Annotated in this window: 22 protein-coding genes; 10 read left to right on the forward strand and 12 right to left on the reverse strand. The window is 42.0% G+C overall.

What is annotated here, in order from left to right; all coding sequences use genetic code 11:
* The 4 genes from priA to nadC are packed head-to-tail and all read right to left on the reverse strand — an operon-like array spanning window position 1 to window position 4,721.
* Window positions 1-2,457 carry a primosomal protein N' gene (gene priA, locus AB1A65_RS12880; RefSeq protein WP_366589794.1) on the reverse strand — a complete coding sequence of 819 codons (2,457 nt, stop codon included), beginning with the start codon at window positions 2,455-2,457 and terminating at the stop codon, window positions 1-3.
* A gap of 2 nt (window positions 2,458-2,459) precedes the next feature.
* Window positions 2,460-2,909, reverse strand: a complete 450-nt coding sequence (locus tag AB1A65_RS12885; protein ID WP_366589797.1) for a DUF2147 domain-containing protein — start codon at window positions 2,907-2,909, stop codon at window positions 2,460-2,462.
* Entirely contained in the window at window positions 2,884-3,864 is a 981-nt protein-coding gene (locus AB1A65_RS12890) for a YihY/virulence factor BrkB family protein (RefSeq protein ID WP_366589799.1), read from the reverse strand. Before AB1A65_RS12890 ends, AB1A65_RS12885 begins: the two co-directional genes overlap by 26 nt.
* The gene (gene nadC, locus AB1A65_RS12895; RefSeq protein WP_366589801.1) at window positions 3,864-4,721 is read right to left on the reverse strand and encodes a carboxylating nicotinate-nucleotide diphosphorylase; all 858 of its coding nucleotides are present in this window, start codon (window positions 4,719-4,721) and stop codon (window positions 3,864-3,866) included. The genes AB1A65_RS12890 and nadC overlap by 1 nt, the downstream gene beginning before the upstream one ends.
* Window positions 4,722-4,812: 91 nt before the next feature.
* Between nadC and rlmH the strand changes: the two genes are divergently transcribed.
* Complete coding sequence (gene rlmH, locus AB1A65_RS12900; RefSeq protein ID WP_366589803.1) at window positions 4,813-5,286, forward strand: 23S rRNA (pseudouridine(1915)-N(3))-methyltransferase RlmH; 474 nt, start codon at window positions 4,813-4,815, stop codon at window positions 5,284-5,286.
* 85 nt (window positions 5,287-5,371) lie between these two features.
* On the opposite strand, the gene serA is transcribed toward rlmH, so the two are convergent.
* Window positions 5,372-7,264, reverse strand: a complete 1,893-nt coding sequence (serA, locus tag AB1A65_RS12905) for a phosphoglycerate dehydrogenase (RefSeq protein ID WP_366590206.1) — start codon at window positions 7,262-7,264, stop codon at window positions 5,372-5,374.
* 359 nt (window positions 7,265-7,623) lie between these two features.
* On the reverse strand, window positions 7,624-8,076 hold the full coding sequence (locus AB1A65_RS12910; protein WP_366589805.1) for an isoprenylcysteine carboxylmethyltransferase family protein: 453 nt from the start codon (window positions 8,074-8,076) through the stop codon (window positions 7,624-7,626).
* A gap of 59 nt (window positions 8,077-8,135) precedes the next feature.
* On the opposite strand from AB1A65_RS12910, the gene AB1A65_RS12915 reads away from it, so the two are divergent.
* From AB1A65_RS12915 to AB1A65_RS12930, 4 genes are all read left to right on the forward strand, one after another.
* Window positions 8,136-8,717 carry a non-canonical purine NTP diphosphatase gene (locus tag AB1A65_RS12915; RefSeq protein WP_366589808.1) on the forward strand — a complete coding sequence of 194 codons (582 nt, stop codon included), beginning with the start codon at window positions 8,136-8,138 and terminating at the stop codon, window positions 8,715-8,717.
* 139 nt (window positions 8,718-8,856) lie between these two features.
* Window positions 8,857-10,608 (forward strand): DEAD/DEAH box helicase, encoded by a 1,752-nt coding sequence (locus tag AB1A65_RS12920; RefSeq protein WP_366589810.1) that lies wholly within the window; start codon window positions 8,857-8,859, stop codon window positions 10,606-10,608.
* A gap of 75 nt (window positions 10,609-10,683) precedes the next feature.
* A complete protein-coding gene (locus tag AB1A65_RS12925) occupies window positions 10,684-11,460 on the forward strand; it encodes a carboxypeptidase-like regulatory domain-containing protein (RefSeq protein WP_366589813.1) in 777 nt (258 codons plus the stop codon).
* A gap of 99 nt (window positions 11,461-11,559) precedes the next feature.
* Window positions 11,560-13,245, forward strand: a complete 1,686-nt coding sequence (locus AB1A65_RS12930; protein WP_366589815.1) for an alpha-amylase family glycosyl hydrolase — start codon at window positions 11,560-11,562, stop codon at window positions 13,243-13,245.
* Between the two features lie 7 nt (window positions 13,246-13,252).
* Here AB1A65_RS12930 and AB1A65_RS12935 read toward each other — a convergent pair whose 3' ends face one another.
* Complete coding sequence (locus AB1A65_RS12935) at window positions 13,253-13,777, reverse strand: SRPBCC family protein (protein ID WP_366589817.1); 525 nt, start codon at window positions 13,775-13,777, stop codon at window positions 13,253-13,255.
* 40 nt (window positions 13,778-13,817) lie between these two features.
* Window positions 13,818-14,471, reverse strand: coding sequence for an RNA methyltransferase (locus AB1A65_RS12940; protein WP_366590209.1), 654 nt, complete (start codon window positions 14,469-14,471; stop codon window positions 13,818-13,820).
* A gap of 121 nt (window positions 14,472-14,592) precedes the next feature.
* On the opposite strand from AB1A65_RS12940, the gene AB1A65_RS12945 reads away from it, so the two are divergent.
* The 4 genes from AB1A65_RS12945 to purB all read left to right on the forward strand — a co-directional run bounded on the left by AB1A65_RS12945 (window position 14,593) and on the right by purB (window position 18,176).
* Window positions 14,593-15,438: a hypothetical protein gene (locus AB1A65_RS12945; protein ID WP_366589819.1), complete on the forward strand. Its 846-nt coding sequence runs from the start codon at window positions 14,593-14,595 to the stop codon at window positions 15,436-15,438.
* Window positions 15,439-15,519: 81 nt separating this feature from the next.
* The gene (locus AB1A65_RS12950) at window positions 15,520-16,215 is read left to right on the forward strand and encodes an NAD-dependent deacylase (RefSeq protein ID WP_366589822.1); all 696 of its coding nucleotides are present in this window, start codon (window positions 15,520-15,522) and stop codon (window positions 16,213-16,215) included.
* Window positions 16,212-16,784: a hypothetical protein gene (locus AB1A65_RS12955; RefSeq protein WP_366589824.1), complete on the forward strand. Its 573-nt coding sequence runs from the start codon at window positions 16,212-16,214 to the stop codon at window positions 16,782-16,784. The genes AB1A65_RS12950 and AB1A65_RS12955 overlap by 4 nt, the downstream gene beginning before the upstream one ends.
* Window positions 16,785-16,832: 48 nt before the next feature.
* The gene (gene purB / locus AB1A65_RS12960; protein ID WP_366589827.1) at window positions 16,833-18,176 is read left to right on the forward strand and encodes an adenylosuccinate lyase; all 1,344 of its coding nucleotides are present in this window, start codon (window positions 16,833-16,835) and stop codon (window positions 18,174-18,176) included.
* A gap of 201 nt (window positions 18,177-18,377) precedes the next feature.
* Here the strand turns inward: purB and AB1A65_RS12965 are convergent, their stop codons facing one another.
* Window positions 18,378-18,815 carry a hypothetical protein gene (locus AB1A65_RS12965; RefSeq protein WP_366589829.1) on the reverse strand — a complete coding sequence of 146 codons (438 nt, stop codon included), beginning with the start codon at window positions 18,813-18,815 and terminating at the stop codon, window positions 18,378-18,380.
* Between the two features lie 315 nt (window positions 18,816-19,130).
* Between AB1A65_RS12965 and AB1A65_RS12970 the strand changes: the two genes are divergently transcribed.
* On the forward strand, window positions 19,131-19,730 hold the full coding sequence (locus AB1A65_RS12970) for an MCP four helix bundle domain-containing protein (RefSeq protein ID WP_366589831.1): 600 nt from the start codon (window positions 19,131-19,133) through the stop codon (window positions 19,728-19,730).
* A 333-nt stretch (window positions 19,731-20,063) separates the two neighbouring features.
* On the opposite strand, the gene AB1A65_RS12975 is transcribed toward AB1A65_RS12970, so the two are convergent.
* From AB1A65_RS12975 to AB1A65_RS12985, 3 genes are all read right to left on the reverse strand, one after another.
* Window positions 20,064-20,879: a mechanosensitive ion channel domain-containing protein gene (locus AB1A65_RS12975; RefSeq protein WP_366589834.1), complete on the reverse strand. Its 816-nt coding sequence runs from the start codon at window positions 20,877-20,879 to the stop codon at window positions 20,064-20,066.
* 148 nt (window positions 20,880-21,027) lie between these two features.
* Window positions 21,028-21,567, reverse strand: coding sequence for a DUF4252 domain-containing protein (locus AB1A65_RS12980; protein ID WP_366589836.1), 540 nt, complete (start codon window positions 21,565-21,567; stop codon window positions 21,028-21,030).
* 109 nt (window positions 21,568-21,676) lie between these two features.
* On the reverse strand, window positions 21,677-22,216 hold the full coding sequence (locus AB1A65_RS12985) for a DUF4252 domain-containing protein (protein WP_366589839.1): 540 nt from the start codon (window positions 22,214-22,216) through the stop codon (window positions 21,677-21,679).
* Window positions 22,217-22,222 lie beyond the last annotated feature (6 nt).

A 22,222-nucleotide genomic window follows, 5' to 3' on the forward strand; every position in this document is an offset into this window, starting at 1 on the left:
TTATATGTGGTCCACATTGTAGACCAGTCTTACACTTTTATACTTTGAAATAGCATTAAAGGATTTTTCAATTCTTTTAATGCTATTTTTTGTTTGCGCCAAGGATTGTTTCTTCGGAATCTTGATTAAAATGTTCTTTAAGTAATCCCTTCGGATGCGAGCCACGGGAGGGTATTCTGGCCCCAAGATTTGGTTCCCCAACACATTTCGCAGAGAATCGGCCATCCATTGGGCCGCCTCGTTCAATTTATTGAAATCCCTGTCCTTCAAGGTCACTTTAATGATACGTACCACCGGCGGATATTTAAACTGCTCCCGTTCATAGACCTGCTCCGCAAACATTTTGCCGTAATTATTCGTAGTGACCTGCTGCAATATTTGGTGATAGGGATTGTAGGTCTGAATCAGCACCTTTCCTCTTTTTTGTGTACGCCCTGCCCTACCCGCTACCTGCGTCAACATTTGAAAACTGCGCTCATGGGCACGGTAGTCCGGAAAATTGAGCATAGAATCTGCATTCATGATACCCACCAAACTCACATTTCTAAAGTCCAATCCCTTGGTTACCATCTGCGTTCCCACCAAAATATCCATCTCCTGATTTTCAAAAGCTGAAATGATTTTTTCATAGGCGTATTTTCCTCGCGTGGTGTCCAAATCCATCCGCCCAACCGAAATTTTGGGAAATAGTTGGTTGAGCTCTTCCTGAATCTGTTCTGTACCAAACCCTTTATTGTCCAAAGTAGCACTTCCGCAAGCCAAGCAAGCTTGTTGTAACGCCATGTGGTAGCCACAATAATGGCAGCGCAACTGGTTCCTATGCTGATGGAAAGTCAAACTAACATCGCAGTTGGGACATTGGGCCACATGACCGCAGGTAGTGCATTCCACCACCGGGGCAAACCCTCGTCTATTTTGGAAAAGAATCACCTGTTCCCCTTCTTCCAAAGCCTCTTCAATCGCCTTCAGCAAGATTTCTGAGAAATGACCTTTCATCCGTTTCTTTCGGGTAGCTTCCTTAATGTCGACCAAATTGATGTCCGGCATCAGCACATTTCCATAGCGATGTTGAATGGAGGCATATCCATATTTGCCTTTCTTGGCGTTGTCCATACTTTCAATACTGGGCGTAGCAGAGCCCAAAACCACATCTGATTTGTGCAGGGAAGCCAAAACAACGGCCGCATCACGGGCATGATATCTCGGTGCTGGGTCGAATTGTTTAAAAGAGCTCTCGTGTTCCTCATCTACCACTACTAGACCCAAATCTGAAAACGGCAAGAACAAGGAAGAACGGGCACCGATGACAATTTGAGCCTTTTCGGCCTTCGTTAAAACATTATTCCAGACTTCTACCCTTTCATGAATACTATATTTTGAATGGTATACGGATACTTTATGTCCAAAATAATGGCGTAATCGATTGATCAATTGTGAGGTCAGTGCGATTTCAGGTAAAAGGTAAAGAGCCTGTTTACCTTCCTCCAAACATTGTTGGATCAGTTTTACATATACCTCGGTTTTTCCTGATGACGTTACGCCATGAAGTAAAACAGGCTTCTTCTGATTAAATCCAGCGTGGATATCTTCCAAAGCTTTGGTCTGATGTTCATTTAACCCAATGTTTTCTGATGCTGATGATTCTTCTCGGTAATCTACCCGGTCTTTTCTGATGTGGTATTCTTCCAGAATATTTTTATCAATCAATGCCTTAATGACCGCCTTTGATGCACCACTTTCCCTTTCCAGATCATCAATGAGGATGGGCTTGTTGTTCTTGGCCCGTATTTGAAAAAGCGAAAGCACTACTTGACTTTGTTTGGGTGCGCGGGAAAGTTCATTGAGCAGCTCCTCCAGTTGGACTTCATTGTCATAGACATCGGAAAGCTTTACATACCGAACCAATTTGGGTTTGTATTGTTCGTAAAGTTCCTCCTTCTGGTTGACCACACCTTTTTGCACCAATCGGTTAACCAAGGAAAGTACATGTTTCTTGTCTACAATGTCACTGATTTCCCCAATTTTAAGTGCGGTTTGATGCTGAAGTGCTTCGTAGACCAGAAACTCATCGTCTTTGAGTTCCATTTCATCAATTTCAACCTCTTTATTGGGCATCACCAAAGTTTCACTTTCCAATAAAAAAGCGCTGGGCAGGGCACTTCGGATTACTTCACCCAAAGTGCACATGTAATAATGGGCAATCCATTCCCAATGCTTCAACTGAACCGAATTAACCAAAGGTGTTTCATCTAAAATCTGATAAATTTCTTTGGCTTCATAGGCTGTTGGAGCATTCTGGTGGATTTGATATACCAAAGCGGTGTAAATCTTGGATTTGCCAAAAGGAACGGCCACCCGCATACCGGGCTGTAGAAAATCTGCCTCTTGTGGGGTAATACTGTACGTAAAAAGGCGCTCCAGTGGAATGGGCAGCACAACGTCCAGAAAACAATCCATATTTATTCCTCCTTAACTCGGTACCAAGTTTGCGTACGGTACAAAAACACTAAATACCCTCTTACTTTCAGCTGGTCTTCATTATCAGGGTCCAGCCACAACTTCCCCCTAAATTTTATGCCATTTTCCGGGTCCAACATCTCATTGCCCTTATATTCATTCTTGTCACTTTTTTTAAGGTCTTTAAAAATGTGCAACCCCAATATGGGTTTGTCCTTGAATTCGTCGTCGCACTTTGAACAAATCGCATCTTGTTTTCCCTCTTCCAGAATTTTTACGATTTTTCCCTGTAACAACCCATTTTCTTTGTAAATTTCTACAATAGCCTTTTCTATTCCGCTTCGATCATCCACCGTTTTCCATTTTCCGACCACAGTTTGACCACTTGCCACCTGAATCAAAAAAAATGATATCGGCAGAAGCCACTTATTGCACTTCTTGGCGTTTCTCATGTTGTTTTTTTAATGAGTTTAGGGTTGCATTTAGTTCAAATCCCAATAAAAGAATATTGGAATTTAACCAAATGAAAACCATTAAGATCAATAATCCCCCCAAAGCCCCGTAAAGTTCGTTGTACCTCGCAAATTTTTCAACATAAATTCCAAAAAGGTATGAGGTCAACAAGAACAGTAAGGTCGTCATCAATGCACCCGCCGAAAAGAATCGTGCTTTTCTACCTTCAGCTGTTCCAAAATAATAGAGAATTGCCGTGGTAAAATAAGAGAGGCACATAAAAAAGACCACCTTAGCAATTTGAATGCCCAGAGCATCTCCTTTTTCCACATCATAACCAAAGGTTTTTCCAAGATATTCACTCGTATATTCCACAATATAGAATTCGAAATACACAAAAACCACAGCTCCAACAATCAATAGAACGGAAAGAATCAATCCCACCATGAGGGCGTAGGCGTACTGACGGAAAAAGTTCCGGGTCAACTCCACATGGTATGAATTTTCGAACCCTCCAAAAATGGCATTCACGCCATTGGCCATTAAAAAAATGGAAACCAAGAACGCCGATGATAACAATCCACCTTGTTTTTGGTCTTTGATCTGTTGGTAAATGTCCCCAAAGTAATCACCAGTGGCCGAAGGGAGAAATGATTCCAAAAAAGCCAAGAACTGCGCATCAAAATTTTCATTTCCCACACGGACCAACGGAATAAGAAAAGGAATCATCGTTACAAAGAAGATAAGCAATGGAAACAATGCCATGAACAAACTAAAAGCAATGGAACTGGCACGGGTGGAAAGAGCACCGCGCACGATTCCCAGAAGATACATCTCTATTAGATCATATAGAGAGAGCCCCTCAAACGCTTTGAGTTTTACCTTTTTCATTAATCGGACCACCCAATTAATGACAGGTATCTTTTCCAACTGCTCTTCTATAACTTCGGACATTAAACGGCTTTTAAACTTAGATCCATATTGTGCACGGAATGGGTCAACGCCCCAGAGGAAATGTAATCCACACCACATTCGGCATATTTTCGGATGGTGTCCTCATTAATCCCGCCGGACGACTCGGTCAGGCATTGGTCACCAATCATTTTGACAGCTTTTCTGGTGTCCTCGTAATTAAAATTGTCCAATAGAATCCTGTAAACACCTTTAGATTGAAGAATTTCCTCGACTTCATTCAGATTACGGGCTTCAACTATAATTTTTAAATCCTTTTTGTTTTCTTTCAAGTACTGTTGCGTTTTTTGAATAGCCTTGGTGATGCCCCCTGCAAAATCGATATGGTTGTCCTTGAGCATGATCATATCGTACAACGCGAAACGGTGGTTCTCTCCTCCTCCAATCTTTACGGCCCATTTCTCCAAGGCTCTAATTCCAGGCGTGGTCTTGCGCGTATCCAAAATCTTGGTCCCCGTTCCCGTCAAAAGGTCCACATATTGCTTGGTCTTGGTAGCGATAGCGCTCATACGCTGCATGGCATTGAGCACCAATCGCTCAGCTTTTAGGATACTTTGCGAGTCTCCTTCCACATAAAAAACAATATCTCCATATTTTACGGAACTACCATCGGTTATCAATTCATCAACCTGCAATTCAGGGTCAATATATTGGAACACTTGCTTTGCAAATGCAACACCGGCAATAATGCCCTCATCTTTGACCAATAATTTTGCCTTTCCAGTTGCTGAATCAGGAATGCATGCCAAGGAGCTATGGTCGCCGTCTCCTACATCTTCTCGAATGGCGTTGACAATAATTAAGTCAAGCTCTTTCTGAAATTGTGCTTCGGATATCATCCACTTGGGGTTTTAACGAAAATAATAAAAACATTGTTCCTTCTCCACGAATCCCATAGTGTTGTAATTACTTTAAACCTTATTTTTGGGTATGCAGATTACCTTGATTGCCATTGGAAAAACGGATAGTGTTGATCTAGAACAACTTATATCGATATACGATAAAAGATTGCAACATTACATAAAGTTTCAGTTTCAAATCATTCCTGATATCAAAAACAGTAAAAATCTTTCGGAAGTTCAACAAAAGGAAAAAGAAGGTGAACTGATCTTGGGTCAACTGCAGTCTTCCGATGTCTTGATACTTCTTGACGAACGCGGAAAACAGTATACTTCACTTGAATTCTCCCAATTCCTTCAAAAGAAGATGAACAGCGGTATTAAAAATTTGGTTTTGGCGATTGGTGGTCCGTATGGATTCAGTGATGCAATTTACGCACGTGCCAATGGAAAAATCAGCCTCTCCAAAATGACTTTTTCCCATCAAATGGTTCGATTGTTCTTAGTGGAACAGCTATATAGGGGCTTCACCATTTTACGGAACGAGCCGTATCATCATCAATGAATTAGATAAAAGACCGCTTCGCTGTTAGATTATAGATTCAAGACCTATTCTTGGCTCCCGACTCTTGGTTCAAACCATCTTAGATTTAATAAAGTACCCTAAACTTGATGGTATTTTCCACATTCTTAAGCGCCTTCACCACCTCTTTATCATATTCCTTATCCAAATCGGTGATGACATAGCCTACATCTGGGTCAGTGGAAAGATATTGTCCTGAAATGTTCAAGCCGTATTTCGCCAACACTTCGTTGATTTTGGCCATGATTCCGGGAACGTTTTTATGGATATGCAAGAATCGGTGTGCCTTGTTTTGTTTGGGCAATCTGATATTTGGGAAATTTACAGCATCAACAGTATTCCCAGAATTGATATAATCCATAATCTTGTTGGGAACGAAATCCGCGATATCACGCTGGGCTTCTTCCGTACTTCCACCAATATGTGGGGTTAAAATAACATTGGACAACCCTTGCAGCGGTGTTGAGAATTCGCCATTGCTCCGTGGTTCAGATGGATACACATCAATGGCTGCTCCACCTAACTTTCCGCTTTTTAGTGCAGCTGCAAGCGCATCAATATCCACCACAAATCCTCTGGAAAGGTTGATGAGCATGGCACCATCCTTCATTTGTTTGATTTCACGCTCTCCAATGAAGTTCTTGTTGGCCTTGTTATCATCAATATGAAGTGTCACCACATCAGAAATGGACAATAAGTCTTCTAGAGTGCTGCACTTTATTGCATTCCCCAATGCCAATTGGTCGGCCACATCATAGTAATAGACCCTCATACCAATGGCCTCTGCCAATACAGACATTTGCTTGCCAATATTTCCGTAACCAACAATCCCTAAGTTCTTACCTCGGACCTCGCGTGAATTGGCCGCAGTCTTGTTCCATTCGCCATTATGGATTTCTGTACTACGGGTAAAAATGCTACGCATAAGCATGACGGTCTGTCCTATAGCCAGTTCAACCACAGAACGGGTATTACTATATGGAGCATTGAATACAACTACTCCTTTTTTCTTGCTGTATTCCAAATCAATCTGCGTAGTCCCAATGCAAAATGCTCCCACTACCAATAATTTATTGGCGGCATCCAGCACCTTTTGGGTCACTTGCGTCTTGGAGCGGATTCCCAACACATGCACGCCCTTAATACGCTCAATAAGTTCTTCTTCAGGAAGGCTATGCTTTACCAGTTCAACAGAAAAGCCTTCTTCGGATAGGTTTTCAAAAGCGGCTGGGTGCACATTCTCAAGCAAAAGGATTTTGATCCTGTTTTTGGGATAGGATAGGTTTCTTGGTAAATCGTTCACAAACAAAAATTCATCTAGGTTAGGTGCAACATGGTCCGCATTGTTTGCAGCCTTGTCTCGGTGCACATTTTCAGTGTAAGCAAAAAACTTGTGGGCTATTCCAGCTTCGCGCATTACATAATCACTATAGCCATCACCAATGACCTGAACCTCTCCGTCCAAATCAAGTCGTTTTAAGCATTCTATTTTTCCGTTATGGGATGCCAGCACATTGGTCTCATCGAATCCGGTAATGTTTCCGGCCTCATCAAAGGTAAAGGTATTGGCATAAACGCGGTCCGAAGGAATGTTGTACTCGGCAACAATAGGGTCGATAAATTCCTTGAATCCACAGGATATCACATAAATATCATCTGAAAATTCATAGAAAAAGTCCTTGTTGGCAGCAATGGACTTGGAGATTTTCTGTCTTAGCTCCACCACCAAATTCTCCAAATCGGTTCTATTGGCCTTCAATAACCGGATTCTTCGCTCAAGGGATTCCGTAAAAGAAATGTCACCATCAATCCCCAAGTTGGTAATATGTTGAATTTCAGCAACAATCTCCTCTCTTTTGGGATTGCCTTGCAGCGTCATTTCGGCCAACACATCCAACGCCTCTACCCGGGTAAGGGTACTATCAAAATCGAACACATATTTACGACCCGTTTCCACCATGGACATCTTGAAAAAAATTAAGGCGTAAAATTACACATAAATTCCATCCTTGTAATCGGAACTTATCAAAAACCTTACACATTTGCGGATAAATCAAAAATCCACTACGATTTGTTTCAAATGGCACCCAAATCACACTTTTTTGCAAGTAGGAGCCATCAATAAATCAAGTGTAAGTGCAAGAATGAATTCAAGTGAAAGTACTTTTTCTAAATTCAATAACGACACGCCTGCCTGCCGCAGGCAGGAATTTCACTAATCTTCACGAATGATTTTATGAAGTCAACCTGGATGATTTTATGATTATTAAATTTTTTGGTCTTGACTCTTGAACTTGAGTCTTGGCTCTTGAAAAAGTATCAAAACCACCTACGTGTCAATTTACAGTAGAGCGTATAGTCCTTACCAAACTTTTCCAGCAGCACTTCTTCTTCTGGCTTTATCTGAAAATAGTTCATCCAATACACAAAACCCGCAGCCAATAATGTGTTGAAGGCGTTACCCAGTTTCAATCCAAATGCCAACAAAACCAGCAACATAGCCAAATACATGGGGTTTCTACTGTAGTTGTACAGTCCTGAAGTTACCAGTTGGGTTGCTTTTTTCGGGTTTAAGGGGTCCACAGTGGTCCTTTTAAAAGCAAACTGAGCCACGGCAATTATCGCAATCAACACACCCAAGCCAAATAACACCCAAGCCAGTTCTTTTCTCCCGAAGAAATCGAATTCCCCGACGGGTAAAAATCGGTCCAGCAAATACATCAATCCTCCAAAAATCATGGTTACCAAGACCGGTGGTACTTTTAGTCTCATAGAAAAAAACTTGCTGATCGAAATTACTACTTTTGAAACTCAATAAGAACCCTTTCATCTTGAAACTCGTATTTGCCACCCATAACGACCATAAATTAAAGGAAGTTCAACAACTTCTCCCTGACTCCATTGAGCTTTTATCCCTAAAAGATATTCAATGCTTTGATGAAATCCCCGAAACAGGCGAAACCTTGGAGGAAAACGCCAAAATAAAGGCCGATTTCGTTACCGAAACCTATGGTTTGGATTGTTTTTCAGACGATACCGGACTTTTGGTTGATGCATTGAATGGCAGTCCCGGAGTGTATTCAGCCCGCTATGCCGGAGAGCAAAAAAATGCCCAAGACAATATGGGCAAACTCCTATTGGAACTAAACGGAAAAGAAAACCGCAACGCTCATTTTAAGACAGTGATCCATTTGAATCTTGAAGGGCAAAGCCACACATTTGATGGCATTGTGGAGGGCACTATTACCCATAAAGAACAAGGTTCGGGCGGATTTGGCTACGACCCCATTTTTCAGCCTAATGGATACAATAAAACGTTTGGGGAACTCCCCCCTAAAACCAAGAATGCCATCAGCCATCGAGGCAGGGCCATTCAAAAATTGGTAAACTTTTTAAAAAACAGGAGTTTATAGTAGCCACCGTCTAAATTTAGCGTACATTTGCCGCTTTATTAACGCCGCCGGTATGGGCAAGGTGTTGCGCTGGGCTTAAGGTTATACAGGAATCGCTCTATGCAACACAACATATTTGCGATTTAAGGTATACACCGCTATGACAAAATTTGAAGCCTTGGGGTTAGATCAACCCCTATTGGATGCTATTTCCGATCTTGGATTTGAATCTCCATCCGAAGTACAGGAAAAATCAATCCCGATTTTATTGGAACAAGACACCGATTTGGTGGCCTTGGCCCAAACAGGAACTGGAAAAACCGCTGCTTTTGGTTTTCCTATGATCCAAAAAATACATGCAGAGAGCCGAACCACACAAGGTTTGATTCTCTCTCCCACCCGTGAACTCTGTTTGCAGATCACCAACGAGCTTAAACTCTATTCCAAATACGTAAAAGGACTAAGCACCGTGGCTATATATGGTGGTGCCAGTATTACGGAGCAGGCCAAACAGATTAAACGTGGCGCGCAGATTGTTGTTGCTACGCCTGGCCGAATGAAGGATATGATTGGACGAGGGATGGTGGACATCTCCAAAATTGATTACTGTGTTCTGGATGAAGCCGATGAAATGTTGAACATGGGCTTTTATGAAGACATCAAGGACATCCTCTCCAACACACCCCAAGAGAAACTGACGTGGTTGTTTTCTGCTACCATGCCAAAGGAAGTGGCTTCCATTGCCAAAAAGTTCATGCACAAGCCGGTTGAAATTACCGTGGGCACCAAGAATGCTGGAGCATCAACGGTTCAGCACGAATATTATGTAGTAGGTGGTCGTGACCGCTATGCTGCACTAAAACGCTTGGCCGATGCCAACCCCGGGATCTTTTCCGTTGTTTTCTGTAGAACCAAACGCGATACACAGCGTGTTGCTGAAAAATTGATTGAGGATGGTTACAATGCTGGTGCGCTGCATGGCGATTTGAGTCAAAACCAACGTGATTTGGTGATGAATGCCTTCCGAAAAAAACAAGTGCAGATGTTGGTGGCCACAGATGTTGCCGCCCGTGGTATTGATGTGGACGACGTAACCCACGTTATCAACTACCAACTACCTGATGAGATTGAAACCTACACCCACCGTAGTGGGCGTACCGGAAGAGCGGGAAAGTCAGGAATCTCCATGGTCATTATTACCCGTTCCGAGCTTCGGAAAATCAAGACCATTGAAAAAATCGTCAAACAGGAGTTTATCGCCAAAAAGATTCCAACGGGTATTGAAATTTGCGAGATTCAGCTCTATCATTTGGCCAACAAAATCAAGGATACCAAAATCAATAAGGAAATCGATGCCTATTTGCCTGCCATCAATGATGTTTTGGAAGGGATAGACCGCGATGAGCTTATCAAGAAAATGGTTTCGGTGGAGTTCACACAGTTTTCCAACTACTATAGCAAGACCAAGGACCTTAATACGGTTGAAAGTGGCCGTGAAAGCTCACAAAAAGGAGCTTCAAATTCGGGTGACTCCAGTGGTTCTGTTCGCTATTTCATCAACATAGGGGAACGGGACGGTTACGATTGGATGTCGCTCAAGGACTTTCTTAGAGACACCTTAAACCTTGAAAAAGAGGATATCTACAACGTGGACACCAAGGATAGTTTCTCCTTCTTCAATTCTGATGCACAGCTCACGGATTTTATCCTCCAAACTTTTACCGAATTTAAGGTAGATGGGCGCTTCATCAATGTGGAAGTCTCTACAAAACCAGGAGGTCAAGGCAAGGGAGGCCGCAAAAGAGACCGTAAACGTGGTGGTCGTAAAGGCGGTGGCAACAAATCGTTCAAAGGAGGCAAAAAAGGAGGTTACGGTAAAAAAGGAGGCAAAAAAAGACAGGGGTTTTATTAGTTAATTCTATATTAAATGGTAAGGGGCTCCTATTTATTTTTCTTTGTTTAGTACTTTTATACCTACAAAGATTGCATGAAAAGAATTTTACTTACACTTTTTTCCATTATCCCTTTGCTAGGCTTGGCCCAGAACGAGGATGAAAGTCCTGTTTTGGAAGAGTTGACACTTACCGTGGTAAATGCGCAAACGGATTTTCCTTTGGAAAGTGTGCACGTCATCAACCTTACACAGGTAAAAGGCACCATTACCGACCAAAAAGGTGAATTTACTATTGAAGCTGCGGTAAACGACACCCTCTATCTCAGTTACTTAGGTTTTAAAGCGCAAAAGGTTCGGGTCACCAACGATATGTTCAAAATAAAGGACACTAAAATCGCCCTGACTGAGTTGGCGTATGCCCTTGAAGAAGTAATTGTAACGCCCTATCAACTCACGGGGTACCTTGAAATCGATGTAAAGAACCTTCCTGTAAACAATGCATATCAGTATAGTATTTCGGGGCTGAACGCTAGCTATGAAGCCGGCAGCAAAAGTCCGAGTGCGGTCACTAAAGTTTTGGGCGCTATTTTAAATCCGGCTGACCTCTTGCGGAACCTATTCGGAAAAAAGCCAAGGCAAATGCGCAAATTGCGGCAAATGAAAGAAGATGATGAGATTAAAAACCTCTTGGCTTCCAAATTTGACCGCGAGGTGCTTACCGAACTCCTTCAGTTGGAAAAAGTGGATATTGAAGATATCCTCAACAACTGCAATTACTCAAAATCCTTTATCAACACCGCAAATGACCTCCAGATTTTGGATGCCATTTCTAGTTGCTACGAGGAATATAAAGTATTGAACAGAAACTAAATCAAACTAAATTTTCAATTTTTGGGTCGAAAGTGCGAAGCTCTAAATAAATTTTAGAATTCCGTATTCATTTTATAGCTTTAAACAAAATCCCAAAACATGAAAAAACTACTTGTTGTCATGTCTATCCTATCCTTTTTTATAGGCTGCAAGGAAGTTAAAAAAGAGCAGCAAAAAACAGTGCAAGTAGTTGAACAAGAGACCCCTAAAAAAGAGGTGCCTTTTGTTTGGGAGGGTGCAAATATCTATTTTCTTTTGACCGACCGTTTCAACAACGGAAACCCTGATAACGATATTAATTTTGAAAGAACCAAGGAAACCGGAGTACTTCGCGGTTTTGAAGGGGGCGATATAGCTGGTGTAACCCAGAAAATTGAAGAAGGCTATTTTACGGATTTGGGGATAAACGCCATTTGGCTCACCCCATTGGTGGAACAAGTGCACGGTGCCACGGATGAAGGAACGGGAAACACTTACGGATACCATGGCTACTGGACCAAGGATTGGACGTCTCTTGATCCCAATTTTGGCACTAGAAAAGACTTGGGGAATATGGTGAAAGCTGCCCACGCTAAAGGAATTCGGGTTCTTTTGGATGTGGTGCTCAACCATACCGGCCCTGTTACCGACAAAGACCCAGTTTGGCCCGAGGATTGGGTACGCACAGGTCCTACATGCGAATTCACCACCTATGAAAATACCACAGCCTGCACCTTGGTGGAAAATCTGCCCGATATTCTTACAGAGTCCGATGAAGCCGTGGAGCTTCCCGATGCTTTATTGGCCAAATGGAAAGAGGAGGGCCGTTTGAGCAAGGAATTAGACGAGTTGCAACTCTTCTTTGATCGTACTGGATATCCCAGGGCACCACGCTATTACATTATTAAGTGGTTGACCGATTACATCAATGATTTTGGTGTGGACGGCTTTCGGGTGGATACCGTAAAACACGTCAATGAAAATGCATGGGAAGACTTACACAAAGAAGCGGTCTACGCCTTTGAAATGTGGAAGAAAAAGCACGAAAGCCATGTGTTGGACAATAACCCTTTCTACATGGTCGGGGAAGTCTACAATTACGGCATTTCCGGCGGCAGAGAGTATGATTTTGGGGATAAAAAGGTGGATTTCTTCAACAATGGCTTTAAAAGTCTTATCAATTTTGAGTTGAAGACCGATGCAGACAAAAGCTATGAGACCATTTTTAAAAAATACAGCGGTTTACTTCACACCAAATTAAAGGATAAAAGTGTGCTCAACTATTTGACTTCACATGATGATGGTGCGCCTTATGACAAGGAACGAAAAAAGCCCTATCGTGCTGCAAATGTGCTTTTGTTGACACCTGGAGCCTCCCAAGTATATTATGGAGATGAAACTTCCAGAAGCCTTATCATTGAAGGTACCCAAGGGGATGCCACTTTACGTTCATTTATGAACTGGGAAGAACTGGATAGCCTTCCTGAAATCCAAAAAGTGCACAAACACTGGCAAAAACTGGGGCAATTCCGAAGAAACCACCCTGCTGTTGGAGCTGGAAAACACAAACGTTTGGCCAAATCGCCCTACGTGTTTTCACGAACCTATGAAAATGGCGATTATCGGGACAAAGTAGTGGTCGGGCTTGATTTACCTAAAGGTAAAAAATCGTTGTGGGTTAAGGGATTCTTTGGTGATGGCACTAAATTATATGATACCTATTCCGAAACCCAAGTCACCGTGGCCAATGGAAAGGTCATTCTGGAAAATGATTTCGACATTGCCCTTTTGGAATTGGTGGAGTAATATTTAGTTATTCCAACCGTTCTTTGAGGCTGGCAAGCCCTTCCTCAAAATCCTTTCCAATCATTTTGTCCATATTCATAAACAGCATCATAATACTCATGGGAAATTTGTTTTTCCCTGAAAAGCCCCACGTTACCTTGGTAGTATTCGCATCCACTTCTTCAGTGGTAATATAGGCATCCGAAGTGGATTTCCATGGCTTTAAAAAACGAAGTTCGGATTCAATACGTTCGCCATCCACAATTCTGGTGATTTCCTGTTCTCCTTCACCTACTTCCTTGTTCCCATTCCAGTAATTCATGGAGCCGACCTCACCATCCGTTCCCGTGAATTTTTGTTGCATCTTGGGGTCTCGCTTGCTCCATGGCGACCATTCATTCTGCTTTTTGAGCGACCTCAAATACGCAAAAACTTCAGATTTGGGTTTCGCAATTTCTACTGAGCGGGAGACATTATAAGTTTTTGGTGCAATCATTGCCAAAATAAGAACGAGCATGACAATTCCTGCGAGGATATACAATAGTGTAGCCATTTGTTTGTGAATTGGTTATGAACTAAATGTACAAAAAACTTTATTTGGAAAAGTACCGTTCAATAATCCCCTCCACACTTTTGATGGATTTTTTGGTCCAATCCAATCGCTTTTCCAGAATCTCAATATCGGAAAGATGCCAATCCAGCGAAGAGTCCCTAACTTTTTGCGTCAGTTCTTGAATGATGATGGCCGCAGAGACGGAAACGTTCAGACTTTCCGAAAAACCCATCATGGGAATCTTTAGGAACCCATCTGCCCGTTGTACCACTTCTTCACTCAAGCCTTCTTTTTCCGTCCCGAAAAAAAGAACTGTTTTGGTCTTGGGGTAAAAATCCTCCAGCAATTGGGAATCGTTATGGGGTGTGGTAGCAATGATTTGGTAGCCGTTGCTTTTAAGTTTATCGAGACATTCAGACGTAGTCCGGTACCGATGCACATCGACCCACTGCTCTGCCCCCACTGCAATATTTTTGTCCAAACGTTTTCCAAAACGGTCCTCTACCACATGGACATCTTGGATGCCAAACACATCACAGCTCCGGATTATGGCACTGGTATTATGCATTTGATAAACATCCTCCAGGGCCACGGTGAGCCATCGGGTGCGGTTTTGCAGTACGTCCAAAAAACGCTGTTTTCGCTCTTCGGTGAGATACGTTTCCAAATAGGTGAGCAAATCGTCATTAAACATAAAAAGCAAGATAGGAAAATTTAAAAATGAAGGTTTTTGATGTATCGATTTTGTTATCTTAGGGCTAAATCATACCACATAAAAAATGAAATCAACACTACGAACGAACAACCCAAAGACAATGATTTTAAGACTATTCTTATTGGTTGGCTCCATGGTTATTTCACTGTCCTTCACAGAAAAAATGACCCCTGATAATTCCCAGGAGGACAAAGGCTTCAATATGGAGAAAGACCTATTGTTGGGACAGTTTGACTGCAAAACTGATGTAGACGACCTGCATACCGTTGCTGCTTTTGTCACTTTATTTTCCAACTCGCGCTTTAAGACGGTTAATTACCATGCTGTTGCCGGCACTTATGGGATTCAAGAAGGGCTGTACGTTCCACCAAACCCCTTATTTGAACTTGCTTTTGGCGATAATTGGACAGATGCCCACAACAATGTAGCTGCTGCCGTTAATCAGGTCAAATCCTTTGTTAAATCAACCTTTGATCAACAAGGTGATGTTTGGATAGCAGAAGCTGGACAATCGGATTTCACCGCGTCACTGATCAAGGCTGTCCATGCTGATTTCCCTGACATAAATACCTTGGAACGGATTCATGTAGTGCAGCACAGCGACTGGAACGAGGAAGTAACTTCTCCTGAAAGTCTTGCGTTCGTCAAGAAACATTCAGACTATATAAAGATTCCTGATGGTAATGCCGTTGGAAATGGAACCCCTGGGTTTAGAGACCCTGAGTTCGACAATTGGAATGCGTATATCTCCGAACCAAAATTGATTGAAATATGGGAACGGGCCATTGAAATCTCCGATGCCCACAATGGAAAAGAAGGACGCTATAACAACGAAGCCATTTTGGCAGGAGGGTTGGACTTCTCCGATCTATCCGAAGTTTGTTGGATTTTAGGCATACAGGACATAAAAGACGCAACGGAATTTTTCAATCTGTATTCCAACTAAGTCGTTTTTTTCAATCCGTGGAAAAGTGAAACCATTTATGGCCGAAAAGCATACTTTTTCACCATAAAGCAATTACAAAAAATGCCCAAACCAAAAATAGTTGTACTGACCGGAGCCGGAATGAGTGCCGAGAGTGGCCTAAAGACTTTTCGGGATGCCGATGGACTGTGGGAAGGCCATGATGTTATGGAAGTGGCTTCTCCCCATGGTTTTGCCCGTAATCCCGAGCTGGTTTTGGATTTTTACAATCAGCGGAGGCGACAATTGTTACAGGTGAGTCCCAACGCAGGGCATTTGGCACTCGCTACCCTAGAGCAGCATTTTGACGTAAGCATCATCACACAAAATGTGGACAATCTGCACGAACAAGCTGGAAGTTCGCATGTAGTGCACCTTCATGGCGAACTGTTCAAAGTGCGTAGCACCCGGGATGAAACCTATATACTGGATTGGACGAAGGATTTGGTCTTGGGAGATTTGGATGAAGAAGGGCATCAACTGCGTCCCCATATTGTTTGGTTTGGGGAAATGGTTCCGCTGATGAATACGGCGGCACGTATTGCCCAACAGGCCGATATTTTGATTGTTGTGGGCACTTCCATGCAGGTGTATCCCGCCGCAGGATTGATTCATTATGCCCCAAAACACATTCCTATGTATTTTGTGGACCCCAAACCCACGGTACGCTCTTCAGATTTCGCTAATCTCACGGTCATTGCGGAAACGGCGGCCAAGGGCGTGCCCAAACTGGTAGAGCAATTGGTGACAAATTCATGACCGAACAACAACTACATATAGCCCTGCACTCGGGACGACTTTTTAAAGATGATGTGGACCAACTGGTAGACAAACTTATCCTTCAGCCCAACATGGTCGGACCACTGCTAAAAGAGGTTTTAAACGAAGAAAAGGAAGGTACCTATAATGCCAGTTGGACGTTTCGGCACCTTATTGAAAAGAAATTGGATTATTTGTTGCCTTTTTTTGACGATTTCACTGAAATACTGGGCAATTTGACCTCCGAATCCACCATTAGGGCCATGGCCTGTGTGTGTGAAATGGTATGTGTGGCCTATTTTAAAAAGAAGGACCCTGCTTTCCAAAAGAATATCAGCGATGAGCAACTGGAAAGAATCATGACGGCTTGTTTTGATTGGCTCATCAGTGAAATGAACATGGCCCCAAAGGTCTTTTCCATGACCAGCCTCTATTATTTGGGGCAAAAATTTGATTGGGTCCATCCCGAGTTGCGCCAAGTTCTGGAAGACAGCTACGCTTCGGGCAGCACAGGCTATCAAAACCGGGCCAAAAAAACCCTGGACAAGTTGGCCCAAATAGGCCGTTAAACTCTACGAGTTTGAGTATCTTTGCAACTTTCAAAATCGTTCGCAAAAATGTCCTTAACACAACTCAACGCCATTTCTCCCATTGATGGCCGATATAGAAACAAGACCAAAAGCCTAACGAATTATTTTTCTGAGGAGGCGCTTATCAAGTACCGTGTTCAGGTTGAAATTGAGTATTTCATTGCACTTTGTGAAATTCCATTGCCCCAATTGGCCGATTTTGATGCAAAGCAATTTCCTGAGCTTCAGAACATCTACAAAAAATTTTCTTCGGAAGATGGGCAGGCCATCAAGGACATTGAAAAAGTTACCAATCATGATGTAAAGGCTGTTGAGTATTTCATCAAACAGCAATTTGATGCATTGGGGTTGGAAAAATACAAAGAGTTCATCCATTTTGGATTGACGTCCCAAGACATCAACAATACAGCCATTCCACTTTCCATTAAAGAGGCAATGAACGATGTTTACGTGCCTTCGTACTTTGAGGTGTTTGAAAAATTAAAGGAACTGTCCAAGGAATGGGAGAACATTCCCATGTTGGCACGGACACACGGACAGCCCGCCTCCCCTACCCGTTTGGGCAAGGAAATTGAGGTGTTTGTGGAGCGTTTCAAGGAGCAGTTCAATTTATTGAACGATATTCCCAGTGCAGCCAAATTTGGTGGTGCCACTGGAAATTATAATGCCCACAAGGTAGCATACCCTCAAACCGATTGGAAAGCCTTTGGAAAGCAATTTGTACAGGAGAAATTGGGCTTGCACCACTCCTTCCCTACCACCCAAATTGAGCATTACGACCACATGGCGGCGCTTTTTGATACGTTGAAGCGCATCAATACCATTTTGATTGATTTGGACCGGGACATCTGGACGTATATTTCCATGGATTACTTTAAGCAGAAAATCAAAAAAGGGGAAGTGGGCTCCTCGGCCATGCCACATAAGGTAAATCCTATCGATTTTGAAAATTCCGAAGGAAATTTGGGGTTGGCCAATGCTGTTTTTGAGCATTTATCTGCCAAACTGCCTATTTCCAGACTACAGCGCGATTTAACGGACAGCACCGTCTTACGTAATGTGGGCGTACCCTTTGCTCATACTTTGGTTGGGTTTCAATCAACTCTAAAAGGATTGAACAAATTGGTGTTAAACCAAGATAAATTTGAGCAGGATTTGGAAGACAATTGGGCCGTAGTGGCCGAGGCCATCCAGACCATTTTACGTCGTGAAGGGTATCCCAATCCCTATGAAGTCCTAAAGGGCTTGACCCGAACCAACGAAAAAATCTCCCAAAAATCCATTGCTGATTTTATTGAGACCTTGGATGTGTCTGATACCATTAAAACGGAACTGAAACAAATCACCCCAGCGAATTATACAGGGGTTTAGATTGGTTTTTCTTTGAAAAGCGATTTGGATTTCTCGTATCTACTCGGCCATGATTTGGTTCTAACACGAGTAAAGCGAACTGGTGTAAGCAAAACACCCGCAGAATTATTCTGATTAGCAATCAGCCGTTGATTTATACTTTATATTTTGGTGTGGCACGAAACCAAAATGAATTATAGTCGTTGTTGGCAAATGATTTTATCAGAATTTGTTAAAGAACAGCTCAACAAAAGTACCAAGGACAAGACTTAATATGGCTACCAAACGAGATAAAGGTTTTAATTCAAATGGGTTTGCAAATGCTAGCCAGATACTTAACAGGCCACAAATCGATAAAATTATTGTCCCATATAAAGGTACGATGCTGTCGAAAATACCTAATTGGTCAAAAAGAGGGTCTAGCAGGGTTGTAAATCCAAAAAGAGCTAAAGCGAAATTCGTTTTTTTATGCCCTATTAAAAGGTAGTACCCTGCTATTACAAGTTCAATACTTATGGCCAAAGGACCAAATTGATTATAATACTCCCTCTTAAAATAGGCCTCAAATCCTTCAGGAAATTCAATCCTTAATACAAAAGCAAAACTTAAAACAACCCCAACCAACAAAAGTGATAACGAAATAATTTTTCTTTTTTCCATAAGGTATTTCCAAAAATTTGCAACGTTTAAAGATATGAATCGTTTTAATACTTCGCCTGAGCTCAGTACAAAGTGAATTATATCGACCGATACTGAAACAAATTCGGCACAGATACCTGCCTATCAGCTAACAAGGCGTGAAGTTATTCTTTTTCACCAAAAACTTTAGAACCCATCAAATCTCCACAAAGCCAGAGAGCACAAATCAAAGGGATTACGCCTGTAGCCCATTCCAATGCCATACGATACACATCATGTTGCGCAGCGTTTTTTGTATTATTGCATTTCGACGTTAACCTCTAAAAAGTAGTGAATATGGCGTTCTACAATAAAATTAAATGGATACTTGGAATACTATTGATCTTTGTCTTGATCATCTCAACCAACCTAATTGATAAGAATAATTTTGTTCGGGTCCGTGATTCAGTAGTCACCATATACGAAGACCGGTTAGTGGCCAATGATTTAATTTTTGAAATGCTTACGTCGGTTCATCAGAAGGAATTGGCCTTATCAGTCTCCGACACCACTTTTTTTAAAACGCAAAATCCAAAAATCAACGATAATCTTCAAGCTTTGGTTTCCAGATTTGAGGAAACCAAACTAACATCTGAGGAAGCAAAGGTTTTTTCTGACTTGAAGAAAAATATTGAATCGTTGGTAGCGGTTGAACGCCAGGTTTCAAACTCCGATTACGGTAATAATCCCAAAATTGTCAATCATATTGATGAGTTAAAGGATAATCTGAATGATTTGTCCAAGATTCAACTCAGTGAAGGAAGTCGGCAAATGTCAATTAGCAAACGTGCTGTTGATACAGTGGAGTTATTCACTCAAATTGAGATTTACTTTTTGGTCTTCTTGGCCATTTTAATCCAGATTATTGTCATGTACAAGCCCAAAGACAAGGCTTGACTTAATTTCTCATTAGTTTTTGGAAATTTTAGCTAAACATCTATCTCTCAATAAACAGGAGTGCAGTCATTGTTTTTTGGCTTATCCCCTATCAATAACTAGTTGACCTCAAAGCAATTCAATAGGTGATATTGAAATGAAATGCGAAGCATGAATTGAGAAGTCCAATTCCTAGATTTCTCGGTCGTAAGCTCCCCTCGAAATGACAAACAGCTTGCTGGTATACAATAATCAAAGCGCGGGAGTCATTGCGAACTGACTTTAGGATGTGAGAAATCTAATCATGGGTTTCTTGATCGCAAGCTACCGTCGAGTTAACAGGCGGCTCAAGAATTACCCCTTCTTCTGGATTTCTACTTGATGTGGGTATGGAATCTCAATTCCCGCTTTATCCAATGCCAGTTTGCAATTTTCATAGGTGTTGAAGTACACATCCCAATAATCTTGGGGTTTGCAGAAAGGCCGAACGGCAAAGTTCACGGAGCTATCCGCCAATTCCATTACATTTACGGAGGGAGCAGGGTCCTTCAACACCTTTGGGTTGTCCGTGAGTACCTTCAACAGTACCTCTTTGGTCTTTTTGATGTCCTCATCATACCCTACTCCAATAACTGTATCCACTCGCATACGTCCTTCTGCAGTATAATTTATGATGTTTCCATTGGCCATGGCCCCATTGGGTACAATAGCGAGTTTGTTTTGGGGCGTCACCAATTTAGTGGTGAAAATTTCAATGCCTTTTACCGTGCCGAGTACACCCTGGGCTTCAATCAGGTCCCCAATGCGATAGGGTTTGAAAATCATAAGTAATACTCCTCCCGCAAAGTTGGAGAGCGAACCTTGGAGGGCCAAACCCACTGCCAAACCTGCGGCGGCTATCAAAGCTGCAAACGTAGTCACATCAACCCCCAAGCGGGAAATTACCACGATGATCAGAAATATTTTTAGTGCCCATGAAAAAAGGTTCAGCAAGAACTTCTGCAAGGATTGATCATACTTACTTTTGGACATTACTTTGCAGGTACCCCTAACGATTCTTTTGATGACCCACATTCCCACCAGATAAATGAGAATTGCTGTTATGAGTTTTGGCCCAAAATCCTTGGCTAGGTCTAAACCGTAGTTCATCCATTCTTCTGCTTTTTCCATGATTGTATTGATTTAATGTGTTAGTGGTCTTAGTATGAGACACTAAGATAAAAATAAGGTCACAAAAAACCGTAAAAGGGAAGTTCGGGAAATAAAAAAGGGCAACATTTGTTGCCCCTTTCGTTGTTTATTGATTGATGGATTGTCTTTATCCTTTTAGGAAATCACCTATTTCGCCCAGTCCTTCTCCTTTATAATCCGATTTTTGGATGGCCTGCATCAATTGCACAATATGGGCTGGGTTCATGTCCTTGCCCAGCACACGGACCAGGGCAAAGCCTTTATCGTCGCTATCACCGTAGATAATGACCTCGTCAATGGCATCCTCATCACCCAAATATTTAATCACACCTTTACCATATTTGGAATTGATTTTCATCAGCTCCACAAAGTCATCGCCTTTTAGGATTTCCCGAACTTTCTTCTTCTCTGCTTCAAACTCCAATGCATTGTCGGCATCCTTTTTAAAGGCCAATAGGTTGAATTTCCGTAAGGATTCCACAGCCTCTTTTTGGGTCGGATTCAAATCTACAGCGTCCATTTTAAGGATGCTGGCTGGTAAGTCTATGGAGATAAAATTCGGGTTCTCCGAATTATCCACATAGTATTCCTGTAGGCTTTGTTGCGAGGAACAGGAAGCAAACAAAATGGTTCCTACCACCAAAACACTTTTAAAAATATATTTCATCTGTACTTTTTTTGATTGATTGCTTTATTACAAATCGGCTGACAGTAATGGGTAGCTATTTGATGTATTTTGTTACATCGCAACCAATCACTGTCAACCGTTACACTTCTTAGTTATCCTTTCCTGCTTTGTTCAACTCTTTGGGAAGGTTCATTTTTTTGGTCAATGAATTGATTTTGTTCAAATCAATATCTCCGGTGAGGGATAACAGAACAGTCTCGATTTTTCGTCCATCAGCCTCAATATTGCTTAGATCAGAAACCAACATCAACAGTTCGCTCACATGGTCATCATCCCTGCCTTGCTTAATGTAAAACTTTACATTGGCCTCTTTGTCCTTCACACGCATAAGCTCTTCCATTTTTGAAGATTTCAGATAATTATCCACGGAAGATTTCATATCTGAGCCTATTTTTTCGTTGTCGGTGGTAAACACTTTCAAACTTTTAAGGCTACTGGCAATGTCCATGAAATCCCGGGCCTCCGGGTCGTCCACTTCCACATCAATTTTAGCCAATAGGTTGAACATGCTTTTGTTCACTACCACTGAGGTTACGTCGTCCATATCCTCGAACTTGTCGAACAAGGACTGCGAAAATCCCGATAAGGGTAGAACGGCGATCAAAAAGATTAAAATATTTCTTTTCATTTTTTA

This window comes from Allomuricauda sp. ANG21 (genome assembly GCF_040705235.1).
Classification (GTDB): Bacteria; Bacteroidota; Bacteroidia; order Flavobacteriales; family Flavobacteriaceae; genus Flagellimonas; species Flagellimonas marina.